The 22,838-nt window shown below is 71.1% G+C and carries 18 protein-coding genes; 6 read left to right on the top strand and 12 right to left on the bottom strand.

The annotated features are described in order from the left end of the window. Nucleotides 1-94: 94 nt before the first annotated feature. From MTQ01_RS10470 to MTQ01_RS10435, 8 genes are all read right to left on the bottom strand, one after another. Nucleotides 95-1,015 carry a carbohydrate ABC transporter permease gene (locus tag MTQ01_RS10470; RefSeq protein ID WP_374207681.1) on the bottom strand — a complete coding sequence of 307 codons (921 nt, stop codon included), beginning with the start codon at nucleotides 1,013-1,015 and terminating at the stop codon, nucleotides 95-97. Next, the gene (locus tag MTQ01_RS10465) at nucleotides 1,012-2,004 is read right to left on the bottom strand and encodes a carbohydrate ABC transporter permease (protein ID WP_247488877.1); all 993 of its coding nucleotides are present in this window, start codon (nucleotides 2,002-2,004) and stop codon (nucleotides 1,012-1,014) included. Before MTQ01_RS10465 ends, MTQ01_RS10470 begins: the two co-directional genes overlap by 4 nt. Next, nucleotides 1,994-3,259, bottom strand: a complete 1,266-nt coding sequence (locus MTQ01_RS10460; RefSeq protein WP_247488876.1) for a sugar ABC transporter substrate-binding protein — start codon at nucleotides 3,257-3,259, stop codon at nucleotides 1,994-1,996. The genes MTQ01_RS10465 and MTQ01_RS10460 overlap by 11 nt, the downstream gene beginning before the upstream one ends. 280 nt (nucleotides 3,260-3,539) lie before the next feature. Further along, on the bottom strand, nucleotides 3,540-4,061 hold the full coding sequence (locus tag MTQ01_RS10455; RefSeq protein WP_247488874.1) for a hypothetical protein: 522 nt from the start codon (nucleotides 4,059-4,061) through the stop codon (nucleotides 3,540-3,542). 313 nt (nucleotides 4,062-4,374) lie between these two features. Further along, entirely contained in the window at nucleotides 4,375-5,853 is a 1,479-nt protein-coding gene (locus tag MTQ01_RS10450; protein ID WP_247488872.1) for a glutamate synthase subunit beta, read from the bottom strand. Then, complete coding sequence (gene gltB / locus MTQ01_RS10445; RefSeq protein ID WP_247488870.1) at nucleotides 5,846-10,417, bottom strand: glutamate synthase large subunit; 4,572 nt, start codon at nucleotides 10,415-10,417, stop codon at nucleotides 5,846-5,848. The genes MTQ01_RS10450 and gltB overlap by 8 nt, the downstream gene beginning before the upstream one ends. Nucleotides 10,418-11,007: 590 nt before the next feature. After that, nucleotides 11,008-11,988, bottom strand: coding sequence for a prolipoprotein diacylglyceryl transferase (gene lgt / locus MTQ01_RS10440; RefSeq protein ID WP_247488868.1), 981 nt, complete (start codon nucleotides 11,986-11,988; stop codon nucleotides 11,008-11,010). Nucleotides 11,989-12,039: 51 nt separating this feature from the next. Next, a complete protein-coding gene (locus MTQ01_RS10435) occupies nucleotides 12,040-12,825 on the bottom strand; it encodes a thioredoxin domain-containing protein (RefSeq protein ID WP_247488866.1) in 786 nt (261 codons plus the stop codon). A gap of 353 nt (nucleotides 12,826-13,178) precedes the next feature. Between MTQ01_RS10435 and MTQ01_RS10430 the strand changes: the two genes are divergently transcribed. The 6 genes from MTQ01_RS10430 (at nucleotide 13,179) to MTQ01_RS10405 (ending at nucleotide 19,238) form a co-directional block, all read left to right on the top strand. Continuing rightward, nucleotides 13,179-13,580, top strand: coding sequence for a DUF485 domain-containing protein (locus MTQ01_RS10430; RefSeq protein WP_247488864.1), 402 nt, complete (start codon nucleotides 13,179-13,181; stop codon nucleotides 13,578-13,580). Continuing rightward, nucleotides 13,577-15,253, top strand: coding sequence for a cation acetate symporter (locus MTQ01_RS10425; RefSeq protein ID WP_247488862.1), 1,677 nt, complete (start codon nucleotides 13,577-13,579; stop codon nucleotides 15,251-15,253). Before MTQ01_RS10430 ends, MTQ01_RS10425 begins: the two co-directional genes overlap by 4 nt. A 232-nt stretch (nucleotides 15,254-15,485) precedes the next feature. Then, nucleotides 15,486-16,589, top strand: coding sequence for a sensor histidine kinase (locus MTQ01_RS10420; protein ID WP_247488860.1), 1,104 nt, complete (start codon nucleotides 15,486-15,488; stop codon nucleotides 16,587-16,589). After that, nucleotides 16,586-17,392, top strand: a complete 807-nt coding sequence (locus MTQ01_RS10415) for a LytTR family DNA-binding domain-containing protein (protein WP_247488858.1) — start codon at nucleotides 16,586-16,588, stop codon at nucleotides 17,390-17,392. Before MTQ01_RS10420 ends, MTQ01_RS10415 begins: the two co-directional genes overlap by 4 nt. After that, nucleotides 17,389-17,766 carry a hypothetical protein gene (locus MTQ01_RS10410; protein ID WP_247488856.1) on the top strand — a complete coding sequence of 126 codons (378 nt, stop codon included), beginning with the start codon at nucleotides 17,389-17,391 and terminating at the stop codon, nucleotides 17,764-17,766. The genes MTQ01_RS10415 and MTQ01_RS10410 overlap by 4 nt, the downstream gene beginning before the upstream one ends. Beyond that, a complete protein-coding gene (locus MTQ01_RS10405) occupies nucleotides 17,763-19,238 on the top strand; it encodes a cation acetate symporter (RefSeq protein WP_247488854.1) in 1,476 nt (491 codons plus the stop codon). The genes MTQ01_RS10410 and MTQ01_RS10405 overlap by 4 nt, the downstream gene beginning before the upstream one ends. Nucleotides 19,239-19,430: 192 nt before the next feature. Here the strand turns inward: MTQ01_RS10405 and trpA are convergent, their stop codons facing one another. The 4 genes from trpA to trpC all read right to left on the bottom strand — a co-directional run bounded on the left by trpA (nucleotide 19,431) and on the right by trpC (nucleotide 22,692). Continuing rightward, nucleotides 19,431-20,267 carry a tryptophan synthase subunit alpha gene (trpA, locus tag MTQ01_RS10400; protein WP_247488852.1) on the bottom strand — a complete coding sequence of 279 codons (837 nt, stop codon included), beginning with the start codon at nucleotides 20,265-20,267 and terminating at the stop codon, nucleotides 19,431-19,433. Beyond that, nucleotides 20,267-21,502 carry a tryptophan synthase subunit beta gene (gene trpB / locus MTQ01_RS10395; RefSeq protein ID WP_247488850.1) on the bottom strand — a complete coding sequence of 412 codons (1,236 nt, stop codon included), beginning with the start codon at nucleotides 21,500-21,502 and terminating at the stop codon, nucleotides 20,267-20,269. The genes trpA and trpB overlap by 1 nt, the downstream gene beginning before the upstream one ends. A 213-nt stretch (nucleotides 21,503-21,715) precedes the next feature. Beyond that, entirely contained in the window at nucleotides 21,716-21,889 is a 174-nt protein-coding gene (gene trpM, locus MTQ01_RS25290) for a tryptophan biosynthesis modulator TrpM (RefSeq protein ID WP_374207701.1), read from the bottom strand. Next, a complete protein-coding gene (gene trpC / locus MTQ01_RS10390; RefSeq protein WP_247488848.1) occupies nucleotides 21,886-22,692 on the bottom strand; it encodes an indole-3-glycerol phosphate synthase TrpC in 807 nt (268 codons plus the stop codon). Before trpC ends, trpM begins: the two co-directional genes overlap by 4 nt. Between the last annotated feature and the right edge of the window lie 146 nt (nucleotides 22,693-22,838).

Below are 22,838 nucleotides of genomic sequence, written 5' to 3'. Positions count from 1 at the left end.
CCGGGCCCGGGCGCCGCTCGTCCCGACTCCTTGGCGGAGCACGGGACTTGGCGGCACCCGGACCCGGACACCACGCCGGTACCGGTGGCGGGCGTCAGCCCTTGACCGCGCCCGCGGCGAGGCCGTTGGAGAGCTTGCGCTGGGCCAGTACGAAGAAGATCAGCACCGGCAGGGTGATCAGCGTCGAACCCGCCATCACCGGCCCCCAGTCGTTGGTGTGCTGGCCGAAGAAGCGGTGCAGCCCGACCGCCGCGGTGAACTTGCTCTCGTCCTGGAGGAAGGTGAAGGCGAAGATGAACTCGTTCCAGGCGACGATGAAGGAGAAGACGCTGGTGGCGATCAACCCGGGTGCCACCAGCGGCAGCAGCACCGAGCGGAACATCCTGGGCCAGCCGCAGCCGTCCAGATAGGCCGCCTCCTCCACCTCCTTGGGCACTGCCGCGACGAAACCGCGCAGCATCCAGATCGCGAACGGCAGCGAGAAGGCCAGATAGACGATCGTCAGCCCCAGCAGGCTGTTGAGCATCTCCAGATTCCGCATCTGCACGAAGAGCGGGATGACCAGCGCCTCCAGCGGCACCATCTGGATGATCAGCACCATCACCAGCACGGCGGTGCGGAAGCGGAAGACGAACCGCGCGACGGCGACCGCCGCGAGCAGCGCGAGCAGCCCGGCCAGCAGCACCGTACCGATGGCGATCAGCAGGGAGTTCAGCAGGAACGGTCCGAAGCCGCCCTCGTCGAACACGAACCGGAAGTGGTCCAGGGTGAAGCCGCTCGGCAGCGGGCTGCTGCCGCGCGAGTTGGCCCGCGGATCGAAGGCGGTGGTGACCATCCAGTAGACGGGCAGCACGGTGAAGACCAGCAGCACCGTGACGGCAACGGCGTTGCCGACACGGCCCAGCGGCGAGCGCGGGGCCGGTTTCGCCGCCCGCCGCCTGCCGCGGTCTCCCGGCGGGGAACCCTCGGCGTCGGCGGGCGGGTTGGCGGGGGTGAGGGCGCTCGTGGTGGTCACAGCTCCTCGCTCTCTTTGAAGAGCGTCCGGATGTAGACGACGGTGACGCCGAGCAGCAGCAGGGTCAGCAGTACGGCGATCGCCGAACCCATCCCGTACTGGCGCTGGGCGAAGGACTCCACGTAGGACCAGACGCCGAGGTTGAGCACTTCCCGGTTGGCGCCGCTGCCGCCGGGCATCAGATAGAGCTGCACGAAGACCTTGAAGTCCCAGATGGTCGACAGGATGATCACGACCATGAAGACCGGCTTGATGGTCGGCACCGTGATGGACCAGAAGCGCTGCCAGGCGTTCGCCCCGTCGACGATCGCGGCCTCGTGCAGTTCCCTGGGGATGGTCAGCAGCCCGGCGAAGACCGTGATGGCGACGAACGGGAAGCTGTGGTGGACGACGTTCAGGGTGGCGATGGCGTAGAACCCGAGTCGGCTGGTGAACCAGTTGGTCTCTCCGGCCTCGACCATCCCGAGACCCTCCAGACCGCCGACCACCGCCCCGCTGAGCGGGTCGAAGAGCCAGATCCACACATAGGTGCCGGTCACCGCGGGCATGGCCCAGGCCATCATGATGGCGCTGCCCGTGATCGTCCGCCACAACGGCCCGAGCCGCTGGAGCAGCAGCGCGACCAGCGTTCCCAGTACGACGGTCAGCGCGACGCAGGCGAACGCGAAGCCGAGGGTGTTGGGCAGCACGGTCTGCCACAGATAGGCGTCGCCGAGGATCTCGGTGTAGTTGTCCAGGCCGACGTAGTTGGTGTCGCCGCTGACGATCTCCGGGAGCCCGTAGTCCTGCACGGACATCCACAGCACGCGGGCCAGCGGCCACAGCAGCAGTCCCGCGACCGCGAGCAGCGCGGGCGCCAGCAGCAGCCAGGGCGCCCCGGCCCGCCGCCGGGCACGTCGGGCGGCGGCGGGCGGCAGCGATGGCCGGGACTGCTTCCCGGTGGTTTCGGTGGGGCGTGGGCGGCGCGGTGCGGGTGCCTCAGTTGCCAAAGGTCTTGTCCATGTCCTTGGCGGCGTCGTCCGCGGCCTGCTTGACGCTCTTCTTGCCGGAGAGGATCGACTGGAGCATCTGGGCGAGCGTCTTCTTGCCCTGGATCTCGCCGTAGGCGGGGGTGACCGGGACGGTGGCGCCCGCCTCGATCATCTGCTTGGCGAACGGAGCGGCCAGGGCGTCGCCGTCCTTCTCGACCTTCTCCACCAGCGAGGTCTGTCCGGGGAAGTAGCCGGACTGCTCGCCCCACTTCTCGGCGAAGCCGCCCGTGCTGAGCAGCTTGATGAGTTCCCAACCGAGGTCCTGGTTCTCGGACTCGTTGAAGAGCCCCAGGTGGGAGCCGCCGAGGAAGGAGGGACTCATTCCGCCGTCGGGGCCGGGGATGGGCGCGGAGGCGAGCTTGCCCTTCAGCTCGGGGGCGTCGGCCACGATGGTGGCCGGGGTCCAGCTGCCCGAGACGGCCATGGCGACCTTGCCGTTGGTGATGTTGTCGACGAGGTTGGCCTCGTTCCAGGTGGTCGCCGCCTTGGTCGACGTCTTGTGCTCGGTCGCCAGCTCGGTGTAGAACTCGATGCCCTTGATCGACTTCGGGCTGTTGATCGCGGCCTTCCAGTCGCCGTCCTTCTCGGTGGCAAGCTCGCCGCCGGCGCCCCAGACGAAGGCGTCGAGGATGTACTCGTTGTCGCCGACCACCGGGAACGGGATCATGTCCGGTTCCTTCTCGCCCAACTCGGTGGCGACGTCCTGGAGTTCCTTCCAGGTGGTGGGCGCCTTCAGATCGTGCTTCTCGAACACGTCCTTGCGGTAGACCAGCGAGCGCACCCCCGCGTACCAGGGCATGCCGTAGAGCTTGTCGTCGTAGGTGCCGGCGGTCTTCAGGCCCTCGACGAGGTCCTTGTCCAGCCCGGCTTCGTCGACCCGGTCACCGATGTCGGCGAGGGCTCCGGCCTCCGCGAACTCCGCGGTCCAGGTCGAGCCGACCTCCGCCACATCGGGGGTGGTGCCGCCGGCCATCGCCTTGGTGAACTTGTCGTGTGCGTCCGGCCAGGGCACGTACTGCACCTTGAGCTCGGCCCCGGTCTCCTTCTTGAACGCCTTGGACACCTCGGAGAAGAACGGCTTGGAGTCCGGGTTGGTGCCCTCCATGATCCAGACCGTCAGGGCTCGGTCGCCGCCGTCGGATCCGCCACCGCTGCCGCAGGCGACCGCCGCGAAGGACAGGACCACACTGACGGCGATCACGCGCTTTTTCATCTGCCGGCTCTCCTAGGCTGCGCTGGGCTGCTCGGGGTCGGGCCCCGACCGGGTCCCGACCGCGATTCTGACAGCGCCCACACTGAGCCATCCAGGCCGAGACATCACGGATCGGCACCGTCATTCACCCGACCAATGTCGGAACGTCCGACCGCCGGCGGACGGCGCACGGGCCCGCCCGGACACGGCCGTGCGCCGCGTGCCGGGCCATCCGCCCGGTGCGCAAACGGCGTTGGGGCGGTGCACGATGCACCGCCCCAACGCCATGACGCCCGTTCACTCACCGGTGGGAGCCCTTGCCCTCCTCGGTGATCTTCACCGGCTTGCCGGTGGCCGCGTCGATGATCTCGCGGTCGCCCAGCTTCTCCTTGAGCTTCACCGTGACCTCATCACTGACCACCTGCTCGGTGCAGAAGTCGGCCTTCTTGTCCTCCTTGGCCCAGCCGGACACGAGGATGACCTTGCCGGTCTCCTGCAGGTGCGTGCCGAAGTCGGCGTCGCAACTGCCGTGTCCCACGTTCACCTTGAGGCTGGTGCTGTCGGAGTCGGCGGGCTTCACGCCCTCCAGCGGCAACAGGTCGTTGCTCCGCTCGGCGGGTGCCACCTTCTGCGGCCACTTGGCGAGGATCGCCGAGGCGCGCTTCTCGAACGGCGTGAGCTCGTCCTGCTGCTCGTCCTTCTGCTCGTTCTTCTTGTCACCGCCCTGGCTGCCGGTCTGCACGGTCTGGTCGTCGCTCGCGCAACCCACAGCCGCCAGCGCAGTGGCCGTCAGCAGGGCGAATACCGTCGTACCTCGTCGCATGTTGCCTCCTTGTGGGGGTTGCCGATGTGACGGGAGGGGTCCCGGACCGGTTCCGCACGAGCGGAGATTTTTTTCGACCGGCCCTCGGCGCACCGCTGTTCGCCCCGCACACGGAGCCCTGCCCGTACCGCTCCCCCGGCTGCGCTCCCGGCCGCTCCGGCGGCTCTCCCGCGGCGTTGCTGCGGCTGCGGACGCGGACGCACGGAACCGCGGCGCCCGCCCTCGGTCGGGGTGAGGGCGAACGCCGCGGCGGTGTTCCGTACTGCGTCGTACGGGTGTGTGGGCCCCGCTCGGAAGGCGGGGCGCCGGGGTGTCAGACCGTCAGCGATCGGTCCGTCGGGGCGACCGGTGCGGGCAGCGAGCTGGCACCGGAGAGGAAGCGGTCCACGCCCCGCGCCGCGCTGCGGCCCTCGGCGATGGCCCAGACGATGAGCGACTGGCCGCGGCCGGCGTCACCGGCGACGAAGACGCCGTCGACGTTGGTGGCGTAGTCGGCGTCGCGGGCGACGTTGCCGCGCTCGTCCAGGTCCAGGCCGAACTGCTCGACCATGCCGTTCTCCCGGTCCATGCCGACGAAGCCCATCGCGAGCGTGACCAGGTCGGCCGGGATCGCCCGCTCGGTGCCGGGCTTCTGCTCGAGCTTGCCGTCCACGAACTCGACCTCGACCAGGTGGAGCGCGCGGACGTTGCCGACCGCCTCGCCCTCCTCGGGCTCGGTGCCCTCGAAGCGGGTGGTCGAGACGGAGTAGACCCGCTCGCCGCCCTCCTCGTGCGCGGAGGTCACCTTGTAGAGCATCGGGAACGTCGGCCACGGCTGGTTCGGAGCGCGGTCCTCGCCGGGCCGGGGCATGATCTCCAGCTGCGTGACGGACCTGGCGCCCTGACGGTGCGCGGTGCCGACGCAGTCCGCGCCGGTGTCACCGCCGCCGATGACCACGACGTGCTTGTCCTCGGCGCTGATCGGCGAGGTGACGTAGTCGCCCTCCTGGACCTTGTTGGCCAGCGGCAGGTACTCCATCGCCTGGTGGATGCCGTTCAACTCGCGGCCGTCGACCGGCAGTTCGCGCGCGATGGTGGAACCGGCCGCGATCACCACGGCGTCGTAGCGCCGCCGCAGGTCGCTCGCGGTCAGATCGGTGCCGATCTCGACTCCGGTGCGGAACTTGGTGCCCTCGGCGCGCATCTGCTCGATGCGGCGGTTGATGTGCACCTTCTCCATCTTGAACTCGGGGATGCCGTACCGCAGCAACCCGCCGAGCCGGTCGGCCCGTTCGAAGACGACGACGGTGTGGCCGGCCCGGGTCAGCTGCTGGGCGGCGGCCAGGCCGGCGGGGCCGGACCCCACCACGGCCACGGTCTTGCCGGAGAGCCGCTCGGGCGGCTGCGGGGTGACGTCCCCGTTGTCCCACGCCTTGTCGATGATCGAGACCTCGACGTTCTTGATGGTCACCGCGGGCTGGTTGATCGCCAGCACACACGCCGACTCGCACGGCGCGGGGCAGAGCCGGCCGGTGAACTCCGGGAAGTTGTTGGTCGCGTGCAGCCGCTCGCTGGCGGCCGACCAGTCCTCCCGGTAGGCGAAGTCGTTCCACTCGGGGATGAGGTTCCCCAGCGGACAGCCGTTGTGGCAGAACGGGATGCCGCAGTCCATGCAGCGGCTGGCCTGCTTGCTGATGATGGGCAGCAGGGAGCCGGGCTGGTAGACCTCGTTCCAGTCCTTGACCCGCTCCTCGACCGGACGGGTCGGGGCGACCTCGCGGTCGATGTTCAGGAAGCCCTTGGGGTCAGCCATTGGTCGCCGCCTCCATCATCTGCTTGTGGGTCTCGGACTCGGAGAGTCCCGCTCGCTCGGCGGCGTCCTTGGCGGCGAGCACGGCCTTGTAGGTGGGCGGTACGACCTTCCTGAACCGCTTGCCGGCGGAGCCCCAGTCGGCGAGCAGCTTCTCGGCGACGGTCGATCCGGTCTCCTCCAGGTGGCGGCGCACCACGTCGTGCAGCCAGTCCAGGTCGTCCGCGTCGAGCTGCTCGACGGCGGTGGCGAGCTCGCGGTTGACGTTGTCCGGGTCGAGGTCGACGACGTACGCGGTGCCGCCCGACATTCCGGCCGCGAAGTTGCGCCCGGTCTCGCCGAGCACGACGGCGGCGCCGCCGGTCATGTACTCGCAGCCGTGGTCGCCCACACCCTCGGAGACCACCAGCGCACCGGAGTTGCGCACACAGAACCGCTCACCGACGCGACCGCGCAGGAACAGCTCGCCGCCGGTGGCGCCGTAGGCCAGGGTGTTGCCCGCGATCGTCGAGAACTCGGCGAGGTGGTCCGCGCCGCGGTCGGGACGCACCACCACCCGGCCGCCGGAGAGGCCCTTGCCGACGTAGTCGTTGGCGTCGCCCTCCAGCCGCAGCGTCACGCCGCGCGGGAGGAAGGCGCCGAAGGACTGCCCGGCCGAACCGGTGAAGGTGATGTCGATGGTGTCGTCGGGCAGTCCGGCGCCGCCGAACTTCCGGGTCACCTCGTGGCCGAGCATGGTGCCGACCGTCCGGTTGATGTTGCGGATGTCGATCTGCGCACGCACCGGCTGCGCCTGCTCGACGGTCTCGGCCGCCAGCGCGTCCGAGGCCAGCTTGATCAGCTGGTTGTCCAGCGCCTTCTCCAGGCTGTGGTCCTGCTCGACCACCTGGTGGCGCACCGCGCCCTCGGGCAGATCGGGCACGTGCAGCAGCGGCGAGAGGTCCAGGCCCTGCGCCTTCCAGTGGTCCACGGCGCGCGAGACGTCCAGGTGCTCGGCGTGGCCGACGGCCTCGTCGAGGGTGCGGAACCCGAGCTCGGCGAGCAGCTCGCGCACCTCCTCGGCGATGAACTCGAAGTAGTTGACGACGAATTCGGCCTTGCCGCTGTAGCGCTCCCGCAGGACGGGGTTCTGGGTGGCGATGCCGACCGGACAGGTGTCCAGATGGCACACGCGCATCATCACGCAGCCGGAGACGACCAGCGGGGCGGTGGCGAAGCAGTACTCCTCGGCGCCCAGCAGCGCCGCGATCATCACGTCCCGGCCGGTCTTCAGCTGGCCGTCGGTCTGCACGACGATACGGTCGCGCAATCCGTTGAGCAGCAGCGTCTGCTGGGTCTCGGCCAGGCCCAGCTCCCAGGGGCCGCCCGCGTGCTTGAGCGAGGTGAGCGGCGAGGCGCCCGTACCGCCGTCGTGGCCGGAGACGAGCACGACGTCCGCGTGCGCCTTGGAGACGCCCGCCGCGACCGTGCCGACGCCGACCTCGGAGACCAGCTTCACGTGGATGCGGGCCCGCGGGTTGGCGTTCTTCAGATCGTGGATCAGCTGTGCCAGGTCCTCGATCGAGTAGATGTCGTGGTGCGGGGGCGGGGAGATCAGCCCGACGCCCGGAGTGGAGTGCCGGGTCTTGGCGACCCACGGGTAGACCTTGTGACCGGGCAGCTGGCCGCCCTCACCGGGCTTGGCGCCCTGGGCCATCTTGATCTGGATGTCGTCGCTGTTGACCAGGTACTCACTGGTGACGCCGAAGCGACCGGAGGCGACCTGCTTGATCGACGAACGCCGCGCCGGGTCGTACAGCCGCTCCGAGTCCTCGCCGCCCTCACCGGTGTTGGACTTGCCGCCCAGCTGGTTCATGGCGATCGCGAGGGTCTCGTGCGCCTCCTGGGAGATGGAGCCGTAGGACATCGCACCGGTGGAGAAGCGCTTGACGATCTCGGAGACCGGCTCGACCTCCTCGATCGGGACGGAGGGGCGGTCGCCGCTCAGCCGGAAGAGACCGCGCAGCGTCATCAGCCGCTCGGACTGCTCGTCCACCCGGGAGGTGTACTGCTTGAAGATGTCGTAGCGGCGCTCGCGGGTGGAGTGCTGGAGACGGAAGACCGTGTCCGGGTCGAAGAGGTGCGGTTCGCCCTCGCGACGCCACTGGTACTCGCCGCCGATCTCCAGCCTGCGGTGCGCGGGCGAGATCCCCGAGACCGGGTACGCCTTGGCGTGCCGGGCGGCGACCTCCTTGGCGACGACCTCCAGACCGGCGCCGCCGATCTTGGTGGTGGTCCCGTGGAAGTAGGTGTCGACGAACGACGGGTCCAGCCCGATCGCCTCGAAGACCTGCGCACCGCGGTAGGACGCGACGGTGGAGATGCCCATCTTGGACATCACCTTCAGCACGCCCTTGCCGAGCGCCTTGATCAGGTTGCGGATCGCCGCCTCGGGCTCGGTGCCCTCCGGAAGGAAGGTTCCGGCACGCACCAGGTCCTCGACCGACTCCATCGCCAGGTACGGGTTGACCGCCGCCGCGCCGTAGCCGATCAGCAGCGCGACGTGGTGCACCTCGCGCACGTCCCCGGCCTCCACCAGCAGGCCCACCTGGGTCCGCTTCTTGGTGCGGATGAGGTGGTGGTGGACGGCCGAGGTGAGCAGCAGCGAGGGGATCGGCGCGTGCTCGGCGTCGGAGTGCCGGTCGGAGAGCACGATCAGCCGGGCCCCGGAGGCGAGCGCCGCGTCCGCCTCCTGGCAGATCTCGGCGATGCGGGCGGCCAGCGCCTCGCCGCCGCCGCTGACGCGGTAGAGGCCGGAGAGGGTGGCGGCCTTCATCTCGGGCCGGTCGCCGTCGGCGTTGATGTGGATGAGCTTGGCCAGCTCGTCGTTGTCGATCACCGGGAAGGGCAGGGTGACGCTGCGGCAGGACGCCGCCGTCGGCTCCAGCAGGTTGCCGGCCGGGCCGAGCGGGGAGATCAGCGAGGTGACGAGCTCCTCGCGGATGGCGTCCAGCGGCGGGTTGGTGACCTGCGCGAAGAGCTGGGTGAAGTAGTCGAAGAGCAGCCGGGGCCGGTCCGAGAGCGCGGCGATCGGCGAGTCCGTACCCATCGAACCGATGGGCTCCGCACCGGCCTTGGCCATCGGCGCGAGGAGGATGCGCAGCTCCTCCTCGGTGTAGCCGAAGGTCTGCTGGCGGCGGGTGACCGAGGCGTGGGTGTGCACGATGTGCTCGCGCTCGGGCAGGTCGGCCAGCTCGGTGAGGCCGGCGGCCAGCCAGTCCTGGTACGGGTGCTCGGCGGCGAGACCGGACTTGATCTCGTCGTCCTCGATGATCCGGTGCTCGGCGGTGTCCACCAGGAACATCCGGCCGGGCTGGAGACGGCCCTTGCGGACCACCTTCGCGGGGTCGATGTCCAGCACGCCGACCTCGGAGCCGAGCACGACCAGACCGTCGTCGGTGACCCAGTAGCGGCCGGGACGCAGGCCGTTGCGGTCGAGGACCGCGCCGACCTGGGTGCCGTCGGTGAAGGTGACGCAGGCCGGGCCGTCCCAGGGCTCCATCATCGTGGAGTGGTAGCGGTAGAACGCGTGCCGGGCCGGCGACATCGAGTCGTGGTTCTCCCAGGCCTCGGGGACCATCATCAGCACCGAGTGCGGCAGTGAGCGGCCACCGAGGTGCAGCAGCTCCAGCACCTCGTCGAAGGAGGCGGAGTCCGAGGCGCCGGGGGTGCAGATCGGGAAGATCCGCTCCAGCTCGCCCTCGCCGAAGAGGTCGCTGCCCAGCTGCGACTCGCGGGCACGCATCCAGTTCCGGTTGCCCTGGACGGTGTTGATCTCGCCGTTGTGCGCGACGAAGCGGAACGGGTGGGCCAGCGGCCAGCTCGGGAAGGTGTTGGTGGAGAACCGCGAGTGGACCAGGGCGATCGCCGAACCGAGCCTGCGGTCGGAGAGATCGGGGAAGAACGGCTCCAGCTGGCCGGTGGTGAGCATGCCCTTGTAGACGATGGTCCGCGCGGACAGCGACGGGAAGTAGACGTCGACCTCGCGCTCGACGCGCTTGCGCACCACGAAGGCCGCCCGGTCCAGGGCGATGCCCTCGCGCGGCGCGGCGGATGCGGCGTCGGCGAGGAAGAGCTGGCGGAAGGCGGGCATGGTGGCCCGCGCGCCGTTGCCCAGCAGCTCGGGGGCGACCGGCACCTCGCGCCAGCCGAGGACGGCGAGCCCCTCCTCCGCCACGATCGTCTCGATGCGCGAGACGGCTTCGGCGGCCTCGCTCTCGTCGGCGGGCAGGAAGCCGATGCCCACGGCGTACGCGCCGGGCTCCGGCAGGGCGAAGGAGACGGCCTCGCGCAGGAAGGCGTCCGGGACCTGGAGCAGGATGCCCGCTCCGTCGCCGGAGTCCGGTTCGGAGCCGGTGGCGCCGCGGTGTTCGAGGTTCCGCAGTACGGTCAGCGCCTGCTGAACGAGCTGGTGACTGGCCTCACCGGTGAGGGTGGCCACGAAACCGACACCGCAGGCGTCGTGCTCGTACCGGGGGTCGTACAACCCCTGCTTGGCAGGGTGGGCCGCCGTGGACGCTGAACGCATCGGCTCTCCCGTCGTCGTCAGTGGCAAGTGCAAGTGCCGAGGGACGACGTTGGCCCTCATGCTTCAAGAAATTTCGTGCAGATTACATGATGGATCGCTTGCCAAAGGCTGGATAGACAGGTCCATCATGCGGACACGTAAAAGGGGTGCGCAACCGGTGCTGGTGGGGCTGTGACCCTGGCTGCCGGCCGCGTGCGGCGCGGTACGAGCTCCATTGCCCGCGGTGCTTCCGGCTACTGCCCCGAAGCAAACGAATTGAAACCGGCGAGTAACAACCATTACCCACCGCTGTCGTACGACTGCGCACCCCGCGAGGGCTCGAAACGGCTCGCGAGCGGCGACTCCCGCCCGGTCCGCGGACGGGGCGACTCCCGCCCGGTCCGCGGACGCCCGCCGGCGCGGGGGCGCGGGGTGGCGAGGTCGCCGCGGATTCGCCGAGTCGCCGAGGGCGGGAGTCGCCGAGCCGCCGGATCGAGGGGAGGGCGCCGGTCGCCGCGGGGGCCGGGAAAAGGGCGGTGGCCCGTGGGCTGCTGCGCCCACGGGCCACCTCTGCGTTCGGCTCCGGACGCCGCTGCGTCCGGTTCGCCCGGTCAGTCCCCGGCCGGGGCGCTCCCCGTCCGCTTGCCCGCCGGTTTGGCGCCGGCCCCGGCGTCGGCCCCGTCAGCGGTGCCGCCGTCGTCGGAGGCGCTGTCGGCAGCGTCGTCGGACGCGCGGTCGGAGGCGTTCGCGCTCTTGGCCGAGCCGTCCGGGTCGTCCTGGTCGGCGCCCGGTTCGACGACCTCCTCGCGCCCGGGTGCCCGCTTGGCCGAGACGACCAGATAGGCCACGGCGGCGGCGAAGACCAGCAGCGACGTCCAGTTGTTCAGGCGCAGGCCGAGGATCTCGTGCGCCTCGTCGATCCGCATGTACTCGATCCAGAACCGCCCGACCGTGTACGCGGCGACGTACAGCGCGAAGGCGCGGCCGTGGCCGAGGGTGAAGCGGCGGTCGGCCCAGATCACCAGGAGGGCGACGCCCACGCACCACAGCGACTCGTACAGAAAGGTCGGGTGGAAGGTGCCGCTGTCCACGCCGTTGTCGATCTCGACCGCCCAGGGCAGGTCGGTGGCCCGGCCGTAGAGCTCCTGGTTGAACCAGTTGCCCCAGCGGCCGATGCCCTGGGCCAGCACGACGCCCGGCGCGACGGCGTCCGCGTACGCGGGCAGCGGGATGCCGCGGCGGCGGCAGCCGATCCAGGCACCGACCGCACCCAGGGCGATGGCGCCCCAGATGCCGAGGCCGCCCTCCCAGATCTTGAAGGCGTCGGTCCACTGCCGGCCCTCGCCGAAGTAGAGCTGGTGGTCGGTGATGACGTGGTAGAGCCGACCGCCGACGAGGCCGAAGGGCACGGCCCAGACGGCGATGTCGGTGACGGTGCCGGGGCGTCCTCCCCGGGCCACCCAGCGGCGCCCGCCGAGCCAGACCGCGAGGAAGATGCCGACGAGGATGCACAGCGCGTAGCCGCGTAGCGGGAGCGGACCGAGTTCCAGCTCACCGGACGACGGGCTCGGAATATAGGCGAGGATGTCCATGGCGCCTCAGACGCTACCCTGCCGCCGACCGCTCGCGGCAGTCGCGTCGCGTTACTTCTTGGCTTCCTTCGCCGCTTCCTCGACCTTGCTCACCAGGATCTCGGGGGTGAAGGGCGCGGTGCGGTCGGCGGAGAGGTTCTCGCCGTCGAGCAGGAGGGTGGGGGTCGCGTCGTAGCCGGAGCTGCCGAACGCCTTGGTCGACTCGGCCACCCATCCGTCGTGGGTGCCCCCGTTGACGCAGTCGCGGAAGGCCGGCGTGTCCAACCCCTCGACCTTTGAGGCGAGTTGGAGCAGGTGCTTCTTGTCGGCGAACCGGTCCTCGCTCTCGGCGGGCTGGTTCGCGAAGAGCTCGTCGTGGTACGCGGTGAAGTGTCCGGCGTCCTTCGCGCAGGCGGCGGCGTTGGCCGCGTTGGTGGAACCGGTGCTGTTGTCCTTGCGGTCGACGATGGCGACGATGTGGTAGTCGACCTTGACCTTCCCGGCCTCGCGCAGCTCGTTGACGGTCTTCTTGAAACCCTGCTCGAACTGGGCGCAGCCGGGGCAGCGGAAGTCCTCGTACACCGAGAGGGTGACCGGGGCGCTCTGGCTGCCCTCGGTGATCGGGTCCGCGCCGCCGCCGCCGGCGGAGTCGTCGCTCTCGGTGTCGCCGCTCATCACCACCGCGGCGAGCGCGCCCGCCACGGTGAGCACTCCGGCCACGGCGAGCGCGGCGGTGAGCGTACGCCTGCGCCGACGGGTCGCCTCCTGGCGCTCGCGGTCGGCGCGGATGCGGTCCCTGGCGTTGCGGCGGTCGCCGGTGCGCCGGGCGTTCGTCTGCTGCTCATCGTCGTGGCTCATCACACGCGGACCAACGAGCGCGCGCGCCGGTGAGTCCGCCCCCTGCCGCCGATTCGCTCGAAAGTGTCATCCCCGCAAGGGAGTTGAGCGCCGGTACGCACATCCGCGCCCCTCGCCCGTACGCACCTCGCAGACCGTGCGGACCCGGCGGCCCCCGCGCCGCGCACCGCGACCGCTCGGCGCACATTCGCGCCGTCCGTCGCACGGAGAGCTGCCGTTCGACGCGCGCACCGCGCACTCACCGCATGGCGCCGAGTGCCGCTTTCCCCCGGATGTGACGCTGCTTACGTTCCCTCCACCACAGGTCAGCCGGGCACCGCTCCCCCGACCTCAGCACGAACGAGGAGACGTCAATGCCGACCGAACTCCCCCCGCAGTCCCGCTCCCCCGAGGACGGGGGTGAGCCCACCCCCGACATCGTGATGCACAGCGATCCCCGCTTCATCGAACTCAAGCGCAGGCTGCTGCGCTTCGTCTTCCCCATGAGCATCGCGTTCCTCGTCTGGTACCTGACCTACGTCGTGATGTCGGCGTACGCCCGCGACGTGATGGCGACGGAGGTGTTCGGCCGGATAAACCTGGCGCTGGTGTTCGGGCTGCTGCAGTTCTTCTCCACCTTCGGCATCGCGATCCTCTACTCGCGCTACGCCGCACGCCGCCTCGACCCGCTCGCGAGCGAGCTGTGCGAGGAGCTCACCGGCGGCGGCGAAGCCGGCAGCAAGGACAGCGGCAACGGCACGGAGGCACGCGCATGAACCTGCTCGCAGAAGAGGCCGGCGGCAACCGCACGCTGACCTTCGGCATGTTCCTCGCCTTCATCGCGGTGACCCTGGCGGTCACGGTGTGGGCGAGCCGCAACACCCGGTCGGCGACGGACTTCCACTCCGGCGGACGGCAGTTCTCCGGCATCCAGAACGGCTTCGCCATCGGCGGCGACTACATGTCGGCCGCCTCCTTCCTCGGCATCAGCGGCATGATCGCGCTGTACGGCTACGACGGCTTCCTCTACTCCATCGGCTTCCTGGTCGCCTGGCTGGTCGCCCTGCTGCTGGTCGCCGAACTCCTGCGCAACAGCGGCAGGTTCACCATCGCCGACGTGCTGTCCTACCGGATGAAGCAGCGGCCGGTGCGGACCGCCGCGGCGGTCTCCACGATCACCGTCTCGATCTTCTACCTGCTGGCGCAGATGGTCGGCGCGGGCGCGCTCATCGCGCTGCTGCTCGGCATCACACCGGGCGAGACCTACCTCGGCATGACCGCCGAGACCGCGAAGATCGTCGGCATCATCGTGGTCGGTCTGCTGATGACGGTCTATGTCAGCTTCGGCGGGATGAAGGGCACCACCTGGGTGCAGATCATCAACGCCGGCATGCTGATGGGCGGCGCGATCCTGATCAGCCTCATGGTCATGGGGATGTACGACTTCAACTTCAACTCCCTGATGGGGGACGCCGCGAGGGCAAGCGGCGAGGGCAAGTCGTTCCTGGAACCCGGGCAGTACTACGGGAAGGAAGTGGCCGGCGACGCCCTCCAGACCCTGTGGAACAAGCTGGATCTGATCAGCCTCGGACTGGCGCTCGTCCTCGGCACCGCCGGTCTGCCGCACATCCTGATCCGCTTCTACACCGTGCCCGAGGCGAAGGCCGCCAGGAAGTCGGTCAACTGGGGCATCGGCCTCATCGGCACCTTCTACCTGATGACCCTGATCATGGGCTTCGGCGCAGCGGCGATCGTCGGCAAGAACGCGATCACCGAACAGAACGAGGCGGGCAACACGGCGGCGCCGCAACTCGCGGAGTCCGTCGGCGACTACTTCGGCGGCAACGGTCTGGCCGCGATCATGCTCGCGGTGATCGCCGCGGTCGCCTTCGCCACCATCCTCTCGACTGTGGCGGGCCTGACCATCGCCTCCTCCTCGTCGCTGGCGCACGACTTCTACAACAGCGTGCTCCGCAAGGGACAGGCGAGCGAGCAGGAGGAGGTGCGGGTCGCCAAGTTCTCGGCGCTGGGCGTCGGCATCGTGGCGATCGTGCTCGCCATCTTCGCGCAGAGCCTGAACGTCGCGTTCCTGGTGGCGCTGGCCTTCGCCATCGCCGCCTCGGCCAACCTGCCGACCCTGCTGCTGAGCCTGTTCTGGCGTCGGTTCAACACCCAGGGCGCGGTGGCCGGCATCTACGGCGGTCTGATCAGCGCGGTGAGCCTGGTGATCTTCTCGCCGGTCTTCTCCGGCTCGGAGAGCGCGCTGGTGACGGGTATCGACATCAACTGGTTCCCGCTGTCCAACCCGGGTCTGGTCTCCATCCCGCTGGGTCTGCTCTGCGCGATCGTCGGCACGCTGATGTCGCCCGAGCGCAACGACCGCAAGTTCGCCGAGCTCCAGGTGCGGGCGCTGACCGGCGCCGGCGCGGAGAAGGCGGTCGAGCACTGAGCCGGCCCCGCCGCGCGGGACGGTGAACGCCCCGTCCGGACCGAGCAGTCGGGTCCGGACGGGGCACACGTCTGTCGGCGGCCGGCCGGGCCGCTTCCCGTGTCGTCCCGCCGCCGCCCGCGTCCCCCGCGCCGAAGGCTCTGCGCCGCACGGCTGCGGAGCCGCGCCGCTGCCGCGAACGGACCTCTCCACGACGGGTTCCACCTGCGGCGTGCTGCGTTACGGTCTCCGCGTGGAGTGGAGACCGTGGTACCCGGCACGACGACCCGGCAGCCTCTGGCGCCGGGGCTCGGCCTCGAGCGTCGACACGGGTGCCGGCGCCACCGTCGCCGTACTGCGGGAGGCACGGCTGCTCGGCAGCGATCTGCGCGGCGGGCTGCACGGCAGCGGCGGCACGGCGGCGGCGCGCCGCATCCGCAGACTGCTGGACGCCGACGCGGTCGTCCTCGCCGATCTGGAGGGTCCGGCCGCCCAGCACGGTTCGCTGCCGCCGGGCAGCGAGGCGGGCGCGCTGCTGGACGAGGTGTACGCACGCGGCGAGGCCCTGCGCCAACCGCCGTTGTGCGCCGCGCCGTTGCTGGTCGCCGACGAGCTGGCCGGCTGTGTGATCGCCGCGGGCGAGGTCGCGGCGGAGGACCTGAGCGAGGTCGCCGGTCTGGTCGCCGAGGCTCTGGACCACGCCGAGCTCAGCGGCGCGCGCGCCCGTATCGCCGCAGCCGATCTGCGGACCCTGCGGGCGCAGATCTCGCCGCACTTCCTGCACAACGCGCTGGCGGTGATCGCCGCCCACATCCGCAGCGACCCCACCCGGGCGCGCGGCCTGCTGACGGACTTCGCCGACTATCTGCGCTACAGCTTCTCCACCAAGGGCGACTACGCGACCGTCGCCGCCGAGCTCCAGGCGATCCAGACCTATCTGGAGCTGCAGAGCGCGCGGTTCGACGACCGGCTGGAGATCACCGTGCGGATGGCGCCGGAGATCCTGCCCGTCGCCATCCCCTTCCTGGTGGTCCAGCCCATCGTGGAGAATGCCGTCCGGCACGGGCTGGAGAAGAAGGCGGGCCGCGGCCACATCGGTGTCTCCGGCTACGGCGAGGGCACGATGTGCGTCATCGAGATCGAGGACGACGGCGTCGGAATGGACCCCGAACTGGCCCGGGCGATCCTCGCGGGCAGCGGACCGCGGTCCAAGGGCGTGGGGCTGGCCAATGTGGACCAGCGGCTGCGCACCGTGTACGGCCAGGAGTTCGGCCTGCTGATCGAGACGGCACCGGACCACGGCACCCGGGTCGAGGTCCGGGTACCCCGGTACAGACGAGGAGTGGTGGCGCAGTGACCCGACTTCCCGCCCAGTCGCGACAGACCGAGACGCCCGGCGCCCCGTCGGCGCTGTCGGTCCTGGTGGTCGAGGACGAGCAGCACACCAGGGCCGAGCTGACCGAACTGCTCGGCGATCTCCCCGAGATAGCCGAGGTCAGCGCCGCCGACAGCGGCGAGGGCGCGGTCCGGCTGCTCGGCGGCTCCTCCTTCGACGCGGTCTTCCTGGACATCTCCATGCCGGGGCTGACCGGGATGGACGTGGCACGGGTGACCAGCATGCTCTCCGAACCCCCGGCGATCGTCTTCGTCACGGCCTCGGAGTCGCACGCCATCGAGGCGTTCGGCATCGGGGCGGTGGACTACCTCCTCAAGCCGGTCCGCCCCGAGCGCCTGGCCGAGTCGGTGGCCCGGATCGCCCGGCGACCGCGCGGCGCCCAACCGGCCCCGCCCGCCGACGAGTTGGCGGTGGTGCAGATCGAGCACAGCCGCCGCACCGTCTTCGTCCGCCGCGACGACATCCAGTACGCGGAGGCGCACGGCGACTACGTCAGGCTGCACACCGCCGAGGACACCCACCTGATCCGGCTCTCGCTCTCCTATCTGGAGGAGGTCTGGGCGCCCTCGGGCTTCGTACGGGTCCACCGCGGCTATCTGGTCGCGGTCGGCTGGGTGCACGATCTGCGGGTGACCAGCTCCGCCGGACTGGTCGCCTGCACGCCGGCCGGTGATGTGCCGGTGAGCCGCCGCCACGCGCGCGGGCTCAAGGAGCACCTCATCGACGCGGCCCGCAGCGGCCAGATGGGCAGGGCGGCCAGATGAGCGGGGGCCGCCGGGTCAAGGTCACCAGCCCGCAGACCAGGATCGCGCTGTCCCGGCGCTCGCGGGGTGTGCGCGGCTCGCTACCGCTGCCCGGGCCCGCCGACCCGCAGCGCGCGGCCCGCGTCTTCCGCGAGCAGCGGCGGGCGGCGCTGCGCACGGTGGCGCTGCTGGGCCTGGTCCTCTTCGGAACCAGCGGGCTGCTGGCGGCGGCCCCCGCGCCGGCGGATCTGACCGTCTCGGGGCTCCCGCTGTCCTGGCTGGTGCTGATGTCGGCGACCTACCCGGTGCTGCTGGTGATCGCGGCGCTGCATGTGCGCGCCGCCGAACGCATCGACGCCCGGGTGCCGGGCTCCCCCGCGGGGGAACGGGGTTGACCGGTCTGCTGGCGATCGGTCTGCTGATCGCCGCGAGTCTGGCGATCGGCGTGTACGGAGTGCGCGCGGCCCGTACCGCCCCCGACTTCCTGGTCGCCTCCCGCCGGGTGGGCACCGGCCGCAACGCCATGGCGATCGCCGGCGAGTACGTGTCGGCCGCCTCGGTTCTGGGACTCGCCGGGCTGCTGCTGAAGAACGGCGTCGGCACCCTGTGGATCGCGATCGGCTTCACCGCCGGGTACGTCGCCGTGGTGGCGCTGGTGGCCGGGCCGATGCGCCGCTCGGGGGCGTACACGGTCCCGGACTTCGCGGAGTACCGGCTGGGTTCGCCGGCGATCCGGAAGCTGTGCGGGGCGATCGTCCTGGTGATCATGTGGCTCTACCTGGTGCCGCAGTTCAAGGGCGCGGGCGTGGTGCTGCAACTGGTGAGCGGGACGCCGTACTGGGTGGGGGTGGTGCTGGCCGGGGTGGTGGTCAGCGGCTCCATCGCGGTGGGCGGGATGCGTTCGGCGACGTACGTCCAGGCGTTCCACTACCTGGTGAAGCTGGTCTTCATCGCGGTGCCCGCGGTCTATCTGATGGTCCACGTCGGCCCCGAGGTCCGGGCGGACGCGCTGACCCCGGTGGGCGTGCCGGAGAGCTGGAGCCGACCGCTGCTGGACATCGAGAACTCCGGCCACCCGCTGCTCGCCACCTGGTCGATGCTGCTGGCGACGACCCTCGGCGCGATCGGCCTGCCGCACGTGATCATGCGCTTCCACACCAGCCCCAGCGCCCGCGCCGCCCGCAGGGTCGGGGTGATCGTGATCGCGCTGCTCGGCCTGTTCTACCTCTTCCCCGCGGTGTACGGGCTGCTCGGACGGGTGTTGACCCCGCACCTGGTGCACAGCAACGCGACCGACACCGTCACCGTCGTACTGCCCGGCGAGGCGGTGCCCGGCGCGCTGGGCAGTGTGCTGACCGCTCTGGTGGCGGCCGGCGCCTTCGCCGCGTTCCTCTCCACCAGCTCCGGACTGCTGCTGGCGCTGGCGGGCGGCCTCTCGCACGACCTCTTCGGCGGCCGGGGGCTCGCGGGCCGGCTCTCCCGGCTGCGGCTGGCGGTCGCCGCCGGTGCGCTGGTGTCGGTGGGGCTGTCGCTGCCCGCCGCACATCTGGACATCAACATGCTGGTGGGCTGGGCGTTCGCGGTGGCGGCATCGACGTTCTGCCCGCTGCTGGTGCTCGGCATCTGGTGGCCGCGGCTGACCGTGCGGGGCGCGGCGAGCGGCCTGGTGGCGGGCGCGCTCACTGCGACCGGCGCCGCGCTCGCCTCGGCCCTCACCGAGGGCCACTCGGGACTGGTGACGGTGCTCCTGGCCCAACCGGCGTCCTGGACCGTGCCGTTGGCCTTCGCGACGATGATCGCGGTCTCGCTGCGCGGCGAGCCGCCGGCCGGCGCGGAGCGCGCGGTCCTGCGCCTGCACGCCCCCTGACCGGCCCCGCGTGCGCCTGATCCGGGGCCCGTGCGCACACGGCCGTGCGTGCGCCTACGGCCCAGTGTGCGCGCACCCCCGCGTACGGGCCCCGGCTCGCGTACGCGTACGGGCCGCCGCGGGTGCGGCACGCCCGGCGGGCACGGTCCGGCCGGCCCGCGTTCGGGTCGGCCGGACCGCACGCCCGGAGGGTCAGCGGCGTACGCCGTCGGCCAGTTCCCGGGCGAGCCCGCGGACGGCGGCGAGGCCGGCCGGCAGGTCGTCCGGGTGGTCGAGCAGCCGCTTGACGAAGGCGGAGCCGACGATGACGCCGTCGGCGAACCGGGCGACCTCCGCGGCCTGTTCGCCGTCCGAGACGCCGAGGCCGACGCAGACCGGCAGCCGGTCCTCCGCTGCCGCCCGCACCCGGGTCACCAGCGCCTCGGCCTCGCGGCCGACGGACTTCCTGGTGCCGGTGACGCCCATCAGCGAGGCGGCGTAGACGAATCCGCTGCCGGCCGCGGTGATCTTCGCCAGTCTCTCGTCCCTGCTGCTGGGGGCGACCACGAAGACCGTGGCGAGCTGGTGCTCCTCGGCGGTCTTGCGCCACAAGTCGGCCTCCTCGACCGGGAGGTCGGGCAGGATGCAGCCCGCGCCGCCGGCCGCCGCGAGCTCGGCGGCGAAGCGCTCGGGGCCGTACCGGTCGATGGGGTTCCAGTACGTCATCACCAGCACCGGAGCGCCGGTGGCGGTGTGCGCCTCGCGCACCGTGCGCAGCACGTCGGCGATCCGCACCCCGCCCCGCAGCGCGATGTCGTCGGCGGTCTGGATGACCGGGCCGTCCAGCACGGGGTCGCTGTGCGGGAGTCCGACCTCCACGACGTCGCAGCCGCTGCGGAGCATCTCGGTGCAGGCGGCGATCCCGCCCTCCACGGTGGGGAACCCGGCCGGGAGGTACCCGACGAGCGCGGCGCGGCCCTCCTCCCGGGCGGCGGCCAGGGTGCCGGCCAACAGCGCGCGCTGCCCGGAGAGTTCGGTGCTGCCGGCCATCACTTGGCCTCCTCGTCGTAGAGCTCGAAGTAACGGGCGGCGGTGTCCATGTCCTTGTCGCCGCGGCCGGAGAGGTTGACCAGGACCAGTCCCTCGCCGCCGAGTTCACGGCCGAGGTCGAGGGCGCCGGCGAGCGCGTGGGCGCTCTCGATCGCCGGGATGATGCCCTCGGTCTCGGACAGCAGCCGCAGTGCCTGCATCGCCTCGTCGTCGGTCACCGGTCGGTACTCGCCGCGGCCGGAGTCCTTGAGGTACGCGTGCTCGGGGCCGATGCCCGGGTAGTCCAGGCCCGCGCTGATCGAGTACGGCTCGGTGATCTGGCCCTCGTCGTCCTGGAGCACGTAGGAGCGGGAGCCGTGCAGGATGCCGGGCTCTCCGACCGTCAGGGTGGCGGCGTGCTCGCCGGAGTCGACTCCGTGCCCCGCGGCCTCCAGCCCGACGATGCGCACCTCCCGGTCCGGCAGGAAGGCGTGGAAGAGTCCGATGGCATTGGAGCCGCCGCCGACGCAGGCCGCGACGGCGTCCGGCAGCCGGCCGGTGCGCTCCAGGATCTGCCGCCTGGCCTCGACCCCGATGACCCGGTGGAAGTCGCGCACCATCGCCGGGAACGGGTGCGGTCCGGCGACCGTGCCGAAGAGGTAGTGGGTGCGGTCGACGTTGGCGACCCAGTCGCGGAACGCCTCGTTGATGGCGTCCTTCAGGGTGCGGCTTCCGGAGGCGACCGGGACGACCTCGGCGCCGAGCATCCGCATCCGGGCGACGTTGAGCGCCTGGCGCTCGGTGTCGATCTCGCCCATGTAGATGGTGCATTCGAGGCCGAACAGCGCGCAGGCGGTGGCCGTCGCCACGCCGTGCTGACCGGCTCCGGTCTCGGCGATCACCCGGGTCTTGCCCATCCGCCGGGTGAGCAGGGCCTGCCCGAGAACGTTGTTGATCTTGTGCGAGCCGGTGTGGTTGAGGTCCTCGCGCTTGAGGAACACCCGGGCGCCGCCCGCGTGTTCGGCGAAGCGCTTCACCTCGGTGAGCGCGCTGGGACGGCCGGTGTAGTTGACCAGCAGGTCGTTCAGCTCGGCCGCGAAGGCGGGATCCGCCTTGGCCTTCTCGTACTCGGCGGCGACCTCGTCCACCGCGGCGACCAGCGCCTCGGGGATGAACTTGCCGCCGAAGGCCCCGAAGTACCCGGCGCTGCTGGGCACCCGGCCGTCGGGGTCGGGCAGGAAGAAGTCTGTGGACATCTCGGTGAGCTCCTCGCGGGAGCCGCCGGCCGGAGCGTACGCAGGGGCGTACGGCGTCGGCGCACGGCGGCGGACCCGGCTGTGTGCGGTGGGAAGTCGACTCGGCTCGCGGACGGCGGCAGCCGCCGCGCGCACCACCGTGCGCCGTGGCGCGCCGGAACGCCCGGCGACAGGCCGGTGTCCCGTGGTGGGTGTCTCGCGGAGGTGGCGCCGTCAGCCGCGCCATCGCCTTCCGTTGATCTGGCCGGGCTCCGCACCGATGTGGTACCTGACCCGCCGCCCCCGCACCCGGCGCGCGGGCGCGCGGCAGCCGCGGTGCCAGGGCGGCAACGCCAGACGCGGCGCACAGCGCTCGATCGGGGCGGCGGGGTGGCGGGGCACGGTCAGCGTCCGTGCCTCAGCGCCGGATGCGCGCCGGCGGCGACCAGGTCGGCCACCGCGGTCTGCGGGTCCTTGCCGGTGACCAGGGACTCGCCGACCAGCACGGCGTCGGCGCCCTCGTTGGCGTAGGCGATGAGGTCGTGGGGGCCGCGCACCCCGGACTCGGCGATCTTGACGATGCCGTCCGGGATCTCGGGGGCGACCCGGGCGAAGTTGTCCCGGTCGATCTCCAGCGTCCGCAGATCACGGGCGTTGACGCCGATGATCCTGGCGCCCGCGTCCACCGCACGCTCGACCTCCTCCTCGTCGTGGACCTCCACGAGCGGGGTCAGGCCGATCGACTCGGCGCGCTCGATGAGCGAGACCAGCGCCAGCTGCTCCAGCGCGGCGACGATCAGCAGCGCCACGTCGGCGCCGTGCGCACGCGCCTCCCACAGCTGGTAGGAGGTGACGATGAAGTCCTTGCGCAGCACCGGGATGTCGACCCGGGCGCGCACCGCCTCCAGATCGGCCAGCGAGCCGCCGAACCGGCGCTCCTCGGTGAGGACCGAGATGACGGCCGCGCCGCCCGCCTCGTAGTCGCCCGCGAGCGCGGCGGGGTCGGCGATGGCGGCGAGCGCACCCTTGGAAGGGCTGGAGCGCTTCACCTCGCAGATGACCTTGACGCTGTCACCCTTGAGGGCAGCGACGCCGTCCTTGGCGCGGGGCGCGCGCTCCACGCGCTCCTTGAGGTCGTCGAGGCTGACGCGCTCCTGGCGCTCGGCGAGGTCCGCACGGACTCCGTCGATGATCTCGTCGAGCACACTCACACGAGGCCCCTCTCTCTGGTCGGTCTGCGGTCTGCGGCCCGCGGTCGCACCGAAGCGGCGGTCTGCGCCGTCCGAAGCGGCCGGGACGGTGGTCCTGACAAGCTCCGCCGGCAGCCGTACGGATCGTCACGGTCAGCACTGTGATG

This window comes from Streptomyces sp. XM4193 (assembly GCF_023072595.1).
Classification (GTDB): Bacteria; Actinomycetota; Actinomycetes; order Streptomycetales; family Streptomycetaceae; genus Streptomyces.
The sequence above is the reverse complement of the archived record's forward strand: the minus strand, read 5'-3'. Positions and strand labels throughout refer to the sequence as shown.

Excerpts from the sequence above, each read along its gene's own strand:
- MTQ01_RS10425 (WP_247488862.1), top strand. The coding sequence starts at position 13,577 with ATGAACCTGCTCGCAGAAGAGGCCGGCGGCAACCGCACGCTGACCTTC.
- MTQ01_RS10410 (WP_247488856.1), top strand. The coding sequence starts at position 17,389 with ATGAGCGGGGGCCGCCGGGTCAAGGTCACCAGCCCGCAGACCAGGATC.
- MTQ01_RS10430 (WP_247488864.1), top strand. The coding sequence starts at position 13,179 with ATGCCGACCGAACTCCCCCCGCAGTCCCGCTCCCCCGAGGACGGGGGT.
- trpA (WP_247488852.1), bottom strand. The coding sequence starts at position 20,267 with ATGGCCGGCAGCACCGAACTCTCCGGGCAGCGCGCGCTGTTGGCCGGC.
- MTQ01_RS10455 (WP_247488874.1), bottom strand. The coding sequence starts at position 4,061 with ATGCGACGAGGTACGACGGTATTCGCCCTGCTGACGGCCACTGCGCTG.
- gltB (WP_247488870.1), bottom strand. The coding sequence starts at position 10,417 with ATGCGTTCAGCGTCCACGGCGGCCCACCCTGCCAAGCAGGGGTTGTAC.
- MTQ01_RS10460 (WP_247488876.1), bottom strand. The coding sequence starts at position 3,259 with ATGAAAAAGCGCGTGATCGCCGTCAGTGTGGTCCTGTCCTTCGCGGCG.
- trpB (WP_247488850.1), bottom strand. The coding sequence starts at position 21,502 with ATGTCCACAGACTTCTTCCTGCCCGACCCCGACGGCCGGGTGCCCAGC.
- MTQ01_RS10435 (WP_247488866.1), bottom strand. The coding sequence starts at position 12,825 with ATGAGCCACGACGATGAGCAGCAGACGAACGCCCGGCGCACCGGCGAC.
- lgt (WP_247488868.1), bottom strand. The coding sequence starts at position 11,988 with ATGGACATCCTCGCCTATATTCCGAGCCCGTCGTCCGGTGAGCTGGAA.
- MTQ01_RS10450 (WP_247488872.1), bottom strand. The coding sequence starts at position 5,853 with ATGGCTGACCCCAAGGGCTTCCTGAACATCGACCGCGAGGTCGCCCCG.